This window comes from Cupriavidus sp. 05N39, from assembly GCF_056397325.1.
Map to the genome: position 1 here is coordinate 91,736 of NZ_JBFTNE010000022.1, position 15,038 is coordinate 106,773.

General features: G+C 65.6%; 13 protein-coding genes. 6 read left to right on the forward strand and 7 right to left on the reverse strand.

Features of this window, described 5'->3' with window-relative positions; translation table 11 throughout:
* The 4 genes from AC1DN0_RS13270 to AC1DN0_RS13285 form a co-directional block, all read right to left on the reverse strand.
* Positions 1 to 813, reverse strand: a complete 813-nt coding sequence (locus AC1DN0_RS13270; RefSeq protein ID WP_441627659.1) for a MetQ/NlpA family ABC transporter substrate-binding protein — start codon at positions 811 to 813, stop codon at positions 1 to 3.
* A 161-nt stretch (positions 814 to 974) separates the two neighbouring features.
* Entirely contained in the window at positions 975 to 2,132 is a 1,158-nt protein-coding gene (locus AC1DN0_RS13275; RefSeq protein ID WP_441627661.1) for an ABC transporter substrate-binding protein, read from the reverse strand.
* A gap of 83 nt (positions 2,133 to 2,215) precedes the next feature.
* On the reverse strand, positions 2,216 to 3,169 hold the full coding sequence (locus tag AC1DN0_RS13280; RefSeq protein WP_477111327.1) for a PDR/VanB family oxidoreductase: 954 nt from the start codon (positions 3,167 to 3,169) through the stop codon (positions 2,216 to 2,218).
* A gap of 6 nt (positions 3,170 to 3,175) precedes the next feature.
* Positions 3,176 to 4,243, reverse strand: coding sequence for an aromatic ring-hydroxylating dioxygenase subunit alpha (locus tag AC1DN0_RS13285; RefSeq protein WP_477145769.1), 1,068 nt, complete (start codon positions 4,241 to 4,243; stop codon positions 3,176 to 3,178).
* 323 nt (positions 4,244 to 4,566) lie between these two features.
* Between AC1DN0_RS13285 and AC1DN0_RS13290 the strand changes: the two genes are divergently transcribed.
* Positions 4,567 to 5,556: a LysR family transcriptional regulator gene (locus tag AC1DN0_RS13290; protein ID WP_441627667.1), complete on the forward strand. Its 990-nt coding sequence runs from the start codon at positions 4,567 to 4,569 to the stop codon at positions 5,554 to 5,556.
* A gap of 24 nt (positions 5,557 to 5,580) precedes the next feature.
* Here AC1DN0_RS13290 and AC1DN0_RS13295 read toward each other — a convergent pair whose 3' ends face one another.
* Positions 5,581 to 6,441 (reverse strand): IclR family transcriptional regulator, encoded by an 861-nt coding sequence (locus tag AC1DN0_RS13295; protein ID WP_441627669.1) that lies wholly within the window; start codon positions 6,439 to 6,441, stop codon positions 5,581 to 5,583.
* Positions 6,438 to 7,232 (reverse strand): IclR family transcriptional regulator, encoded by a 795-nt coding sequence (locus AC1DN0_RS13300; protein WP_477145770.1) that lies wholly within the window; start codon positions 7,230 to 7,232, stop codon positions 6,438 to 6,440. The genes AC1DN0_RS13295 and AC1DN0_RS13300 overlap by 4 nt, the downstream gene beginning before the upstream one ends.
* Before the next feature lie 293 nt (positions 7,233 to 7,525).
* On the opposite strand from AC1DN0_RS13300, the gene AC1DN0_RS13305 reads away from it, so the two are divergent.
* The 5 genes from AC1DN0_RS13305 (at position 7,526) to AC1DN0_RS13325 (ending at position 14,264) form a co-directional block, all read left to right on the forward strand.
* The gene (locus AC1DN0_RS13305; protein WP_441627673.1) at positions 7,526 to 8,485 is read left to right on the forward strand and encodes an MBL fold metallo-hydrolase; all 960 of its coding nucleotides are present in this window, start codon (positions 7,526 to 7,528) and stop codon (positions 8,483 to 8,485) included.
* Between the two features lie 54 nt (positions 8,486 to 8,539).
* Positions 8,540 to 10,270 carry an FAD-dependent oxidoreductase gene (locus AC1DN0_RS13310; protein ID WP_441627675.1) on the forward strand — a complete coding sequence of 577 codons (1,731 nt, stop codon included), beginning with the start codon at positions 8,540 to 8,542 and terminating at the stop codon, positions 10,268 to 10,270.
* 35 nt (positions 10,271 to 10,305) lie between these two features.
* On the forward strand, positions 10,306 to 10,521 hold the full coding sequence (locus AC1DN0_RS13315; protein WP_441627677.1) for a DUF2783 domain-containing protein: 216 nt from the start codon (positions 10,306 to 10,308) through the stop codon (positions 10,519 to 10,521).
* 104 nt (positions 10,522 to 10,625) lie between these two features.
* Positions 10,626 to 11,951 carry an MFS transporter gene (locus AC1DN0_RS13320; RefSeq protein WP_441627679.1) on the forward strand — a complete coding sequence of 442 codons (1,326 nt, stop codon included), beginning with the start codon at positions 10,626 to 10,628 and terminating at the stop codon, positions 11,949 to 11,951.
* Between the two features lie 228 nt (positions 11,952 to 12,179).
* Positions 12,180 to 14,264, forward strand: a complete 2,085-nt coding sequence (locus tag AC1DN0_RS13325) for a putative bifunctional diguanylate cyclase/phosphodiesterase (protein ID WP_477145771.1) — start codon at positions 12,180 to 12,182, stop codon at positions 14,262 to 14,264.
* 40 nt (positions 14,265 to 14,304) lie between these two features.
* On the opposite strand, the gene AC1DN0_RS13330 is transcribed toward AC1DN0_RS13325, so the two are convergent.
* Positions 14,305 to 14,979: an MlaC/ttg2D family ABC transporter substrate-binding protein gene (locus AC1DN0_RS13330; protein ID WP_441627683.1), complete on the reverse strand. Its 675-nt coding sequence runs from the start codon at positions 14,977 to 14,979 to the stop codon at positions 14,305 to 14,307.
* Positions 14,980 to 15,038: the final 59 nt, after the last annotated feature.

Genomic DNA, 15,038 nt, shown 5'->3' on the forward strand with positions numbered 1-15,038 from the left:
TCAGAACGCCGGAATCACCGAGCCCTGGAACTTGGTCAGGATGAACTTGCGCACCTCGTCCGAGTGGTACGCCTTGATCAGCGGCGCCACCCACGGCGCGGCCTTGTCGCGCTCGCGTACCGCGATGACGTTCACGTAGGGGTTGTGCTCCTTCTTCTCCACGGCAATGCCGTCGCGCGTGGCGATCAGGCCGGCCTGGTAGGCAAAGGTGTTGACCACCGCCGCGGCGTCAACGTCGGGCAACGAGCGCGCCAGCACCACCGAGGCGCTTTCCACCAGGTCCAGCTTCTTCGGGTTGGCGGTCACGTCGGCCAGCGCGGCAGTGCCGGTGTAGGGGTCGAAACCATCGCGCAGCTTGATCAGGCCGTGATCGCGCAGGATCACCAGCGCGCGGGTCTGGTTGCTCGGGTCGTTGGGAATGCCAAGGCGCGCGCCCTGCGGCAGCGATTCCAGCGACTTGTACTTGCGCGAGTAGAAGGCGATCGGCGAGATCAGCGTATCCGCCACCGCCACGATCTTGTAGCCGCGCTGCTTCACCTGGTCGCGCAGGAAGGGGATGTGCTGGAAGGCATTGGCGTCGAGGTCGCCGTTGTTCAGCGCTTCGTTGGGGCTGGCGGTGCCGGTGATCACGATCGGCTGCACATTGAGGCCCTGCTTCTTGGCCACCTGTGTGACCACCTCCCAGATCTCCTCGTCCACGCCGCCGCGCACGCCTACCTTGATGGTCTTGTCGGCAGCCAGCGCCGGGGCGGCGCCAATGGCTAGCGCCGCCGTGGCGGTCAGGAGTGTTGAAAGCAATGCGCGCAGGTTCATAAGCCGTTCACCTTGAGTTTGGACTGGCAATGGTTGAGTTGGCGAGATGCCAGGTGAGCCAGTCTAGGCAAGCGGCGGCATGATGGTCCAAGAATAAAACCGCAGTAGCAAATCCGGAAAATGCGGCCGCCGGGGCGAAAGCCGCTTGTCCGTCCGCCACCCTACTTCAGATACTTCCAGGCACCGCTCTGGATCTGCACCAGCGCGGCCGCCCGCTTGTCGTAGCCAACATGGTCGGACCTGGACATCGTCGTCACGCCCTGGGTTGTCACGACGCCGCTGGTGCTCTCCAGCGCATCGCGCAGCGCAGCGCGAAACGCTTCGCTGCCTGGCCTGGCCTTGCCGAGGGCAACGGGAATCGCCGAGCGCAGGACCAGGCCCGCGTCCCAGACATTGGCCGAGAAGATCGAGGCCGAGTTCTGCCCGTTAGCGGCCTCGTATCGCTTGATGAAATCCTGCGCGACGGGACGCATCGGGCTGTCCGGCTCAAGCTGGTCGGCTACCAGCACCGGCCCGACGGCAAAGATCGCACCCTCCGCATCCTTTCCCGCCACGCGCAGGAAGTCCCGGTTGGCGATGCCATAGGTCTGGTAGACCTTGCCCTTGTAGCCACGCTCGGCGAGCGTCTTCTGCGGCAAGGCGCCGGGCGTTCCGGACGCGGCGACCAGAACGGCATCCGGCTTCGCGGCGATGATCTTCAGTGTCTGGGCTACCACGCTGGTGTCGGTGCGCACGTAGCGCTCCGTCGCCACGAGCCTGATGCCGGCCTTGTCCGCCAGCGGCTGGAGCGCCGACAGCCACGCGTCTCCGTAAGCATCCGAGAAGCCCATGAACGCCAGCGTCTTCGCACCGGTCTGGCGCATGTGGTCAAGCGTGGCGCCGACCATCAGGCTTTCGTTCTGGATTGCCTTGAATGCCCAGCGCCGCTTCTCGTCTTGCGGCTCGACGATCCTCGCGCTTGCGGCCAGGCTCATCAGCGGCACCCTGGTCTCGGCGGCAACGTCCACCAGCGGGATGGTCGATGGCGTGACCGAGGAACCCATCACCACATCCACCTTGTGTTCATCCACCAGACGCCGGAAGTTGCGAACGCTGGCGCTCGGATCCGAGGCGTCATCGAGCACAATGAAGTTCAGCTTCTGCCCCGCCACGTCCTTGGGCAGAAGGTCGATGGCGCTCTTCGCCGGAATGCCCAGCGACGCCGCAGGACCGGTCAGCGACAAGGTGACGCCGATGTTGATATCGGCATGGGCGGTGGCTGCGGCCAGGCCGGACATGGCAAGCACGACAGTCATCAGTGCGCGGGTGGGATGGAACATCGCTTTGTCTCCTTGGTGTATCGCGGCCATCTCGGTGGCGCGCGTGGTGAGGGTATGGTGGCGGCGAGGCGTTCCGGGCAGGCTCAGATATCCAGTTCAAGCTCGGGTGTCAGTGCCCTGGAAACGCAAATCATGATGGCCGTGTTCGCCTCGCGCTCCGCATCGCCCAGCACATGGTCGCGGTGGTCCGCCATGCCGGACAAGAGCGGTACTTCGCAGCTGCGGCACAGGCCCTCGCGACAGGCGAATGGCAGCGGCACGCCATTCTGTTCCAGGGTTTCGAGAATGGTGGAGCCGGCGGGAACGATGAAGCGGCCGCCGTGCCGGTGCAGGATCACCGTGAATGCCTGCTCCGCCCTTGCGCTGGCTTGCCGTGGCTCGGCACTGAACCGTTCGAAGTGCGTGGCGGCCCGTGGCACGCCCGCCGCTTCCGCCGTGGCGGCCACCGCGTCCATCAGCGGCGATGGTCCGCAGCAGTACACATGACTGCCGTCGGCCAGCGCGCCGAGAAATGCGGACAGGTCCGCCAGTTCGCCCCGGCTCTCGTCATCGACATGAAGCTGCACCCGTTCGCCATATCGCGACAACACATCCAGGTAAGCCGCACGCTGGCGCGAACGCATGCAATAGAGCAGCTTCCATGGCCTGCCGTTGGCTTCGCACCAGCGAATCATGCTGAGAACCGGCGTGATGCCAATGCCGCCGGCAATAAAGACATGCGCCGTGGCAGCCGCGTCGATGCCAAACAGCGAACGCGGCACGCTCACGGTGACCGGGTCGCCCTCCCTTAGCCCGGCATGAACATATTGCGAGCCTCCGCGCGAAGACGGCGCGAGCCCGACGCCAAGGCAGTAGCGGTGGGTCTCGGCCGGGTCGTTGCAGAGCGAATACTGCCTGACGATATTGCCTGGCAGGTGAACATCGATATGCGCGCCCGCGGTGAAGGCGGGCAAGGCACCGCCGCAAGGACGCCGCAACTCGATGCCGCGAACGCCCTCCGCCTCCGAGGTCAGCCTGGATACGATCAGTTCGAGCATGCCGTGCTACCTCACCCCGGACATCGCCGTCTTCTCAACGGGTGCCGGGGATTCTGCCGCTTCCTCTTCGATCTTGCGGTTCACGGCCCAACGGAACTGCGACAGCGCCGCGTCGATGGRGAACGGCATCATCTTGAAGTTCGGCTCGAGCGCGAGGCTTCGCTGTTGCGCCGAGATGATCTCGCGGTCCTCGTCGAACGCCGTTACCACGCTTTGGTGGATCGACGCGGTGACCTCCGGCTTGTCGATGGCAAAGTTGTGCGGATGGGCGAAGAAGTAGTGCGTGGAGTTCTCGGTCTCCGGGGTGATCGCCTGGCAACCCCGGAACTCCGCGGCATCGACGCGCACGCCCTCCGGCGCGCCCGTGCCGGTGGGAGACATGCCGGAGTCCATCAGCAGGATGGCCGGGATCGTGAAGTTGTAGATATTCCAGCGGTCGACTTTCCCGGGCCATTCCTTGACGGCTTTGGCGAATGCGGGCGCCTCGGTATTGATGGCCCAGCGCGTAATCCGCACGCCGCCATCGATACGCTCCACCTTGGGCTTGACGGCTGCATAGTCCTCGCTCCCGCCCAGGGTGGTCGGGTGAACGAACGGCAGGTGCGAGAAATCCAGCAGGTTGTCGCAGATCAGCAGGTAGTTCACGTCATAGTGGATATAGCCGTCCTGGCTGCGCCAGTCCGGGTGGTCCAGCCACTGCGTATCCGGGATCAGCGACGGATCGGCCTTGTCCGGATCCCCCATCCAGATCCAGATCCAGCGGTGCTGCTCGGCGATTGGAAACTTGCGCACCTTGGCCTGTGGCGGAATGCGCTCCTGCGCGGGCGCCTCGATGCAGTGGCCTGCGCTGTCGAACTTCAGGCCGTGGTACATGCAGCGGATGCAGTCGCCTTCCCTGCGCCCGACCGACAGCGGCGCGCCGCGATGGCAGCAGCGGTCCTCCAGCGCGACGATGCTGCCGTCTTCCTTGCGGTACATCACCACCGGTACACCGATGATGGTGCGGGAGAACATGCCTTCGGCGGGGATCTCATTGTCCCAGCCGGCCACATACCAGGTGTTCTTGATAAACATGCTGCGTTCCTTCGGAAAGTCTCGTTGCGCCCGGCGTGGAAATCCGGGGCGCGCGTCGCCGTGCACGCATTGCCTTCCGGCGATGCGCGGGCGAGGAATTGAAGCTGCCAGACCGGGCTAAGGTGCCGTGGCCTGGACCAGGAGGGAAATCAGGATGGGGGCGATGCCCCGTGCAGGCGGGGTTGCGGGTGGAAATGCGCGAACAGGTGGGGCGTCATGTCTGTCTCCGTATGCCGGGACCCATCTGCGGGGTCCTTGACTGCAGAATAGGTTTGGAGCAAACATGCGTCAACGTCATCTACCTAATAGCGGGAATGTAGGCCATGCATACAGACGAGCTCGACCTTAACCTGTTGTCGGTATTCGACGCGATGCTGCGGGAACGCAGCGTGACCAAGGCGGCGCAGGAACTGGGCCTGACGCAAAGCGCGATGAGCCACGCCCTGAACCGCTTGCGCGCGTTCTTCGACGACCAGTTGTTCGTCAAGACGCCAGAGGGCATGATGCCCACGCACAAGGCGGAGGAACTGACCGAAGCCATCGTCGGCGTGATGGCGACGGTGAGACAGCAAGTCCTGTCCCAGGCGCGCTTCGACCCGCTGGCGGCGCGGCGCACGTTCAATCTGTGCATGACCGATATGGGCGAACTGGTCTTCCTGCCGCCGCTGATCAGCAGGCTGCGCCGCGAAGCACCGCACTGCACGCTGCGCACGCTGCAAGTGCCGCTGCAGCAGATCGAAGGCCTGCTCGGTTCCGGGGAAGCCGACCTGGCGCTTGGCTCCATCCGCGCCGCGCCGGAGGGCCTGTTCCAGCAGCGCCTGTTCATGCATTCCTTCGTGACGATCGTAAGCGCGCGCAACCGCGAGATCGGCGAAGCCCTGACGCTGGAGCAATTTCAGCGCATGCCGCAGATTGTGGTCACGCTGTCAGGGCGAGCCAGCGCGGCCTACGACAGCGCCTTCGACGATCACGGCATCAAGCGGAACATCTACCTGTCCACGCCCCACTTCCTGGTTGTGCCGCTACTGATCGAACAGCATCCGGATCTGATTGCCACCGTGCCGCTGGAACTCGCCAACGTCTTTGCAAGATACGGCACGGTGCGCGTCATGCAGCCGCCGGTGGCGCTGCCGAAATTTGCCATCAAGCAGCATTGGCACCCGCGTTTCCACCATGACCCGGCAATCATCTGGCTGCGCGAGCTGGTGAAGCGGACCTTTGAACACTATCCCAAGGTGTTCGTCGGGGAGGATGAACCGGCGGCATCGCCACCGCCGGTGAAGCGGTCGCGGCGCGTGGCAAAGGGACAATGAGAACGCGCCTGAACGCGCAGGCGCCTAGCCGTCCGCCTCAGCCGGTTCCATCGCGCCGAACCGCCACGACAGCCGCCGCGCCGCTTGCAACAGGGTCCTGGCCGTGGCGCCATCTATACCGCTGTCGAAGCTGCCCGACGTGCCAATCAGGGCGATGACGAGCGCAACGCTGCCGGTGTGGTCGAACACGGCCGCCGCAAGTGTGTCGATGCCGGGCACGGGCCGGCTCAGCGCGTTGTCGATCCGCTGCGCGCGAATTTGCGCCAGCCGGGCCGCGTACGCTAGCGCAAGCGCTTCGCCCGCGCCGCCATCCGCTTCGACGACTTCCGATTTCCGCACACCGGCCAGCCGAAGCTCGTCCTGACCCATCAGGCCAATCAGCGCGTGCTCCGGCAAGTGCGCCGCGAACAGCCGGCCGATCGCCGTATTGACCAGCGAGAGCACAGTACCCACCCGCAGGCTGACGTGCTGCGGCCGCGCGGCTTCTTCCAGGCGGACTACCGTCGGCCCCAGCGGGCCGAGCACTGCCATTGCCACGCTCAGGCTGGTCGCGCCCGCCAGTTCGATCACTTCCGGCTCGGCTTCGCGGGTTGGCGAGAGCCGCTGCAAGGCGATCAGCCCGAGTTCGAGGCCCAGCGGGCCGGACAGGAAATTGCCCGCCGCATCGCGCGCCAGCAGGCCGATCTTCTGCAGGCTGACCAGATGCGGGAACGCCTTGGCGGGCGGCATGCCGGCCGCGCGCGCGAGATCGCGCAACGGCAAGGGCCGCCCTGCCGCCACCAACGCGGCGAGCAACTGGCCGGTGTTGTCCAGCGACTGGATACCGCGCTGCGGTTTGGCGGCTTCGCCCTGGCTGTCGTCGGTTGGCGTGGGTGCTGGGGTCATTCGGGAGTACCGGCGATGGCGTCACGGATGGCTGCCGCAGTGCCGAGCAGGGCAAGTGCCACGGGGCCGCGCCAGTCCACATCGATGGCGCCGGTCGAGCCGACCACGGTCAGCGCCAGGCGCAAGCGGCCGCTGGTGTCGAGCACCGGCACGCTGAGACTGCTGACCGCCGGGCTCGGCGCATCGATGCTGCGCTCGATGCCACGCTCGCGGATGGCGGCAAGGGTAGCGCCGAAGGCGGCGTCGGGCGTGCCGCCAGGCTGCTGCTGTTGCCAGATTGCCTGCCATTGCCCAGGCGGGAGAAACGCGCAGAACACGCGGCCGGTCGCGGTTGCCGACAGCGACATGACCGAGCCCACGTGCAGGTTCACGTGCAAGGGCGAACCGGCGTGCGCATAGCGGACGATGGTTGGGCCCTGCGGCCCGCTGGCGCAGATCGCCACGCTGAATCCGCACGACGCGGCGAGCGCGGCCACGCGCGGCACCGCTGCCCGGTAGGCGGGATCATGGTCGAGAAACAGCATCCCGAGCTGCAGCGCCAGCGGGCCGGGCTCGTAGCGCCCGGACAAGTGATCGCGCTTGATCAATCCAAGCCGCACCAGGCTGACGAGGTAAGTGTGTGCTTGCGCGGGCGCGATCTRCACGGCAGCCGCGAGGTCGGCCAGGGTCATCGGGGCACGGACATCGGCCAGCGCCCGCAGGAAACGGCCGCCGACCTCGACGCTCTGTATGCCGCGCTGCGCTTTCTCCGCGCCACCGGCATCCGACGTGTTGTCCGCTGATCTTGCCATTCGCCTCTCGCTTGAAAACCCAGATAGTAATCGACCAGACGCCCCGCCTCCCGCATCACCGAGGGTTTCCCCTTGGTTTTCTGTGCGGCATTCGGCTCTCGCATTCTATTAGTCAAAAACAACTCTATTTGTTATTGACTAATTTCGCTGAGATTCCTAAGATGGCCTTACCCCGATACCGGTGCAGCTACAGAGTGAAAAACGGGGCGAGACAGTCCCCCGCTATGCAGTGATCCGCCCCGGCGCCTGCTGTCTCGTCTTTTCCCCACGCAGCAGAAAAGAAAGAGGCAAGCATGAGCAAGGCATTCGCATCCCAGGCCGACCTGGAAGCCAAGAAAGTCACCTTCACCCAACTCTCCGAGAACGCCTACGCGTACACGGCCGAGGGAGACCCCAACTCCGGCGTGATCATCGGCGACGACGGCGTGCTGATCGTCGACACCACCGCCACGCCCGCCATGGCGCAGGACCTGATCGCCAGGATCCGCTCGGTCACCGACAAGCCCATCAAGTACGTCGTGCTCTCGCACTACCACGCGGTGCGCGTGCTTGGCGCGTCGGCCTATTTCGCCGAGGGCGCGCAGCAGGTCATCGCCAGCCGCGGCACTTACGAAATGATCGTCGAGCGCGGCGAAGCGGATATGAAGTCCGAGATCGAGCGCTTCCCGCGCCTGTTCGCCGGCGTCGAGACCGTGCCGGGCCTGACCTGGCCGACGCTGGTGTTCGAGAGGGAAATCACGCTGTACCTCGGCAAGCTCGAAGTCCGCATCGCGCATCTGGGCTCCGGCCATACCAAGGGCGACACGGTGGTCTGGCTGCCTTCGCAAAAGGTGCTGTTCTCCGGCGACCTGGTGGAATACGACGCCGCGTGCTACTGCGGCGATGCACAGCTTGAGCAATGGCCGGCCACGCTGGATGCCTTGCATGCACTGGGCGCCGAGAAACTGGTTCCCGGCCGTGGCCCTGCCCTCACCAACACGGAGGAGGTCAGGAAGGGCATCGAGTACACCAAGGACTTCGTCACCACGCTGTTCCAGGCTGGCAAGGAGGCCGTGGTGGACCGCCTCGACCTGAAGAGCGCGATGGCCCATACGCGCAAATCGATGGACCCGAAGTTCGGCCATGTCTTCATCTACGAGCACTGCCTGCCGTTCGACGTGTCGCGCGCCTTCGACGAAGCCAGCGGCATCAAGCACCCGCGCATCTGGACCGCGCAGCGCGACAAGGAAATGTGGGCCGCGCTGCAGGATTGAAGACCAGCCGCCGCAAAGATGGAACGGCCGAGTAGAGTGGATGGAGACACAGGCATGAGCAACGACTACCAGAACCTGTCATTTGATTACCAGCCGTGCCCCGAGCAACGGCAGGAGCAGGCAGGCAATCCTCACCCCGTCATCGTCGTCGGCGCCGGCCCCATCGGGCTGGCCACCGCGATCGACCTCGCCCAGCATGGCGTGCCGGTCGTGCTGGTGGACGATGACTGCACCCTGTCGAACGGGTCGCGCGCAATCTGCTTCGCCAAGCGCACGCTGGACGTCTTCGACCGGCTCGGCTGCGGCGAGCGCATGGTGGAAAAGGGCGTTTGCTGGAACGTCGGCAAGGTCTTCGTGCGCGACGAGCAGGTCTACACCTTCGACCTGCTGCCGGAAGCCGGCCACCAACGGCCGGCCTTCATCAACCTGCAGCAATACTACGTCGAGGGCTTCCTGCTCGACCGCGCGCGCCAGTTGCCCAACCTTGAGATCCGCTGGAAGCACAAGGTGGTGGGCATCGAGCAGCGCCATGCCGGCACGCCGGATGCAGCCGTGGTGCTGACCGTCGATACGCCGGACGGCCCCTATGCGCTCACCGGCCGCTACGTGGTGGCGGCCGATGGCTCGCGCAGCCCGCTGCGCAACCTGCTCGGCCTGGACAGCAAGGGCCGCACCTTCAAGGATCGCTTCCTGATCGCCGACGTGAAAATGGAAGCCGAATTCCCCACCGAGCGCTGGTTCTGGTTCGATCCGCCCTTCCATCCGAACCAGTCCGTACTGCTGCACCGCCAGCCCGACAACGTCTGGCGCATCGACTTCCAGCTCGGCTGGGATGCCGATCCGGTGCTGGAGAAAACGCCGGAGCGCGTGATTCCGCGCGTGCAGGCACTGCTCGGGCCCGATGCAAAGTTCGAGCTGGAATGGGTCAGCGTCTACACCTTCTCCTGCCTGCGCATGGACAGCTTCCGCCACGGCAACGTGCTGTTTGCCGGCGACTCCGCGCATGGCGTCTCGCCGTTCGGCGCGCGCGGCGCCAACAGCGGCGTGCAGGATGCGGAGAACCTCGCCTGGAAGCTGGCCTTCGTGCTCCAGGGCCAGGCGCCGGACAGCCTGCTCGATACGTATGCGAGCGAGCGCGAGTACGCCGCCGACGAGAACATCCGCAACTCGACGCGCTCCACCGATTTCATCACGCCGAAGAGCGCCGTCAGCAAAGTGTTCCGCGATGCCGTGCTGAACCTGTCGAAGCAGCATGCGTTTGCGCGGCAGCTGGTCAATAGCGGACGGCTCTCCCTGCCGTCGGTATTGCACGACTCGCCGCTCAACACGCCCGACACCGGCGAATTTGCCGGCGGCATGGTGCCGGGCGCGGCCTGCGTGGATGCGCCCGTATCCGGGGAACAAGGCCCGGTCTGGTTGCTGCCGCAACTCGGCGGGCAGTTCACCGCGCTGGTATTCGGCGCGCCCGATGCCGGCGACCTGCGGGCCCTGCAAAGCCTGCGCCAGGGCACGCTGCCGCTCAAGCTGGTCGTGGTCGACGCGGGTGAAGCCTGCACCGGGCAGCCTGGCGTGACGGTACTGCGCGACACCGAGGGCCTGGCCGCACAGCGCTACGACGCGCGGCCCGGCACGCTGTACCTGATCCGCCCGGACCAGCATGTCTGCGCGCGCTGGCGGCAGGCCGACATCGCCGGCGTCGGGCAGGCGTTGGCCCGCGCAACCGGCAACGCGCCGTGCATGCAGGCGGCGGTAAAGGCGCAAGCCCCTGCCTCCGTCGCGGCGTAGGCATTCCGGCGACATCCCGAATCGGAGACAGAGCGATGGCACTCAATACACACCCCAACCTGACGCGCCCCGACGACTTCTACGAAGCCCTGATCGACATGCACCGCGATCTCGACGACGGCCAGAGCCAGGCGGTCAATGCGCAGTTGATCCTGTTGCTCGCGAATCATATCGGCGACCACGGCACGCTGCTCTCGGCCATGCAACTGGCGCGGGCAGGCGCTGTGCAGGACCGCAGCGCGCAAGCCTGACCGCGGCGGGCGCATCCTGCGCCCGCCGCTCCCAACTCGTTGCCCAGGCGCGCAAGACGCCGGCATCCAGGGCGTATCGACGCCCGCGTTCCCGGAGACAATCCATGACTTATCCCTCTGCAGGGGCCATCGCGCCCCAGGCTACTGCCGTGCGCGACGAAGACGCGCTCTATCGAAAGATCTGGCTGCGCATCATCCCCTTCCTGTTTGTCTGTTACGTCATCTCCTTCCTGGACCGCATCAATATCGGCTTTGCCCAGTTGCAGATGAAGCAGGACCTGGGCTTCAGCGATGCGATGTACGGGCTGGGCGCCGCCGTCTTCTACGTTGGCTACGTCCTGTGCGAAGTGCCCAGCAATATGCTGCTGGCCCGCTTCGGCGCGCGCCGCACCTTCACCCGCATCATGCTGCTGTGGGGAGCCGCCTCGGTCGGCATGATGATGGTGTCCACCCCAACGCATTTCTATACGCTGCGCTTCCTGCTCGGCGTATTCGAGGCGGGTTTCTTCCCTGGCATCGTCCTGTATCTCACCTACTGGTTCCCGGCGCGGCGGCGCGCGGCGGTGATGGCCATCTTCTTTGCCGGGGTTGCCGTGGCGGGCGTGCTGGGCGGGCTGATCTCGGGCTGGATCATGCGCGACATGGCAGGCGTGCTCGGCCTCTACGGCTGGAAGTGGATGTTCGCCATCGAAGGCGCGCCCGCCATCATCCTCGGGCTCATCGCCGCGGTCTGCCTGGTCGATGGCCCGCAGCAGGCCAGCTGGCTCACCGACAAGGAAAAAGCCTTCCTCGCCGCGCACAACGGCCCGTCCGGGAGCGCCGCGCATGCGCACTCCTTCAGCGCGCTGATGCAGGCGCTGCGCAATCCGCGCATCTACCTGTTCGCGTTCATCTACTTTTCGCTGACATGCGGCTCGCTCACCCTGAGCTTCTGGATGCCCCTGATGATCCGGGATTTCGGCATTACCGATGTGATGTCCATCAGCCTGTACTCCGTCATCCCGAACGCGATCGGCGCCGTCGGCCTGATCCTGATCGCCCGCAACTCCGACCGGCGCGGCGAGCGGCATCGCCATTTCCTGGCCTGCACGTCGGGTGGCGCGCTGGCACTGGCGCTGCTGACCCTGCATCTGCCCAGCTTCGCGGCAATGCTCGCCTTGCTGTCGGTCGCGGCCGTGCTGATCTTTGCCGCGCTGCCGATCTTCTGGTCGTTGCCGCCCAGCCACCTGCCTGCGCATACGGCGGCCACCGGAATTGCCTTTATCAGCAGCATCGGCATTACGAGCGGTATCGTCAGCCCCTGGGTCATCGGGCAGATCAAGACGCACACCGGCAGCATGGACAATGCGTTGTACCTGCTGGCAGGCTTGCTGGTGGCCAGCGGCGTCGCCATGTGGGCCGGTGTGCCCAGGGGCGAGCCGCGGCACTGATCGCCGGCCGGCGCGGGACAAAAACCAACGCAGGCGTAGCGCCCGGCCGGTCGCCGGGCCTGCCGGGCAGGCCCGGCGACCCATTTTTCAAGCCCTACCTAAATTTGCCAGTTAACATGTCGTTATGAGCGGCGAACTGGCGCTTTCTCTACCATGCACCCGTGCGGGTGCAAATCAGGCGAAATCCAGGCAAATCAAAGTCAACGTCTAGAAAGAGAAAGGGCCTCAATGCTTGCCGGCAGCCACAACAGTTCGCTCGTACTGATCTCGCTGCTTGTCGCGATCCTGGCCTCATACACCGCTCTTGACATGGCAGGGCGCATTGCCACGGCTCAGGGCCGCGCGGCATATTGGTGGCTGGCCGGCGGCGCATGCGCGATGGGAATCGGCATCTGGTCGATGCACTTTATCGCCATGCTGGCATTCCACCTGCCGATCCCGCTCGGATACGACCTGCCGATCACCGGGGTCTCGCTGCTGATCGCCATCGCGTCGTCGGCGCTTGCGCTCTGGCTCGTGGGCCGGGAAACCTTGCCGTGGCGGCGCCTGGCCGGTGGCGCCTTGCTCATCGGCGCGGGCATCGCCGGCATGCACTACACGGGCATGGCCGCGCTGCAGATGTCGCCGGGCATCCGCTACATCCCGTCCTTGTTCATCCTGTCCATCGTGGTCGCGATCCTGGCCTCCGGCGCGGCACTGTGGATCGCATTCAACCTGCGGCGCGAGTCGATCTGGGTGCGGCCCCTGCGCGCGGGTGCGGCGGTGATCATGGGCTTTGCCATCGTCGGGATGCATTACACCGGCATGGYGGCGGCGGAGTTCCCGCTCGGCAGCGTTTGCGGCGCGGCGCGCGACGGGATGGATTCGGGATGGCTGGCAGTGGTGATCATCATCGTCACGCTGGCGGTGCTTGCCATCGCCCTGATCACCTCGGTGCTCGACGTGCGCATGGAGGCCCGCACCGCAATGCTGGCGCTATCGCTGGCTGAGGCCAACCAGGAACTGACCTACCTGGCGCTGCACGACAACCTGACAAAACTGCCCAACCGGGTGCTGCTGGAAGACCGGCTCGACCGGGCGATCCAGGAAGCCGAGCAGAAGACCACCCGCTTCGCCCTGATGTTCATGGACCTGGACGGCTTCAAGGCGGTGAACGACGCCTATGGCCATCCCGTTGGCGACCAGTTGCTGGTCGAAGTTGCGCGGCGCATCGGGGCCGCCGTGGGCGCGCAGGACACCATTGCCAGGCTGGGCGGCGACGAGTTCGTGCTGCTGGCCAGCGTCGGCGAGCCGGCGGACGCGGCAACCCTCGCCGAAAAGGTGTTGACGGTCATTCGCGAACCCTTCCAGGTTGCCGGCCGCGAGTTGCGCGTCTCCACCAGCATCGGCATTGCCATGTACCCCGGCGACGGCACCCTACAGCACGACTTGCTGACCAACGCCGACGCGGCGATGYATCACGCGAAAGCGCTGGGCCGCAATACCATCTGCTTTTTCGAAGCGTCGATGAACGCCAACGTGCACGAGCAGCTGCAACTGGTGCAGGACCTGCGCCTGGCACTGGAGCGTAGGGAGCTGATCCTGCAATACCAGCCCAAGCTCACCGCGCCCAGCGGGCCGGTGGTCGGCGTGGAAGCGCTGGTGCGCTGGGCGCATCCCACCCGCGGCCTGATTGCTCCGGACCAGTTCATTCCCCAGGCCGAAAAGACCGGCCTGATCGTGCCGATGGGGAACTGGGTCCTGGACGAAGCCTGCCGGCAGATGCGGGAGTGGCGCGATGCGGGCCATCCGCATTGGAGCGTGGCAGTCAACCTGTCGGCCCTGCAGTTCCGGCATGCCAGCCTGATCAAGACAGTGCGGGATACCCTGGCGCGGCACGGGCTGGAGCCAGGCTGTCTGACGCTCGAAGTCACCGAATCGACAGCGATGCGCGACGCCGATGCCAGCCTGCAGATCCTAAAGCAGCTTCACGACATGGGCGTGCGCATCTCGATCGACGACTTCGGCACCGGTTATTCCAGCCTGCTTTACCTCAAGCGGCTCCCGGCCAGCGAGCTGAAGATCGATCGCGGCTTTATCCGGGATCTCGCCCGCGATACGGAAGATGCGGCGATCGTCTCGGCCATCGTGGCGCTTGGCCGCACGCTGAACCTGGACATCGTCGCGGAAGGGGTGGAGACGGCCAAGCAGCAGGAATTCCTGACGCGGCTGGGCTGCGATTCGCTACAGGGCTTCCTGCTGGGACGGCCGATGTCGGCGGAGACGCTGATCGCATCGCTCGCCGGCGACGATAAGCTGGCGGACGCCGCGTAGCCGCCAAAGCGCATAACCACATAGAGGCCAGCAGCAAGCCTCAGGCCGCGTTGTGGCTCGTCAGGTACTTGACCAGGCCATCGATGCCGCTGCGCGCCACGATGTCGGCGAACTGCTGCCGGTAGATCTCGATCAGCCAGGCACCGCTCATATTGATGTCGTAGATGGCCCAGCCCGCGGGGCCGCGCTGCAGGCGGTAATCGATCTGCACCTCGTCCCCTTTGTTGATCATGCTGGTCTCCACCACCACGTCATTGCCGCTGGTACGTGGCGGCTTATAGCGGAACTTCAGCGCCTGATCACGCACTTGCGACAGGGACAAGGCGTAGCTGCGTACGAGCAACGTCTCGAACTGCTCGTAAAGTTGCTTTTGCTGCTCAGGCGAGGCGTTACGCCAAGCGTTTCCCACGGCAAGCCGCGTGGTGCGCCGGAAATCGGTATAAGGCAGGAACTGCTTGCGCACCACGGCCGTGATCTTGTCGAGATCGCCGCTGCGGGTGTCGGGATTGGCCTGGATGGTGCCCAGCACGCCTTCGACGGCGGCGCGGACCATGCGGTCCGGCGAGGAGCGGTCGACGCCGGCGGCGGCGGGCGCCGCGTCGGGGCCGGCCGCCGAGGCGCTCCCCGGCACGGCTGCGCCGAGGACAAGCACAGCCAGGACTGCAACGGCTGTGCCACCGGAACTGGCAAGGGCAAGGCGGAAATGGCGATGCATCGCAATGCTCCTCCGCAAGGATTGGCTGGATGCGGCTGCGCCGCATCCATTACCCCATG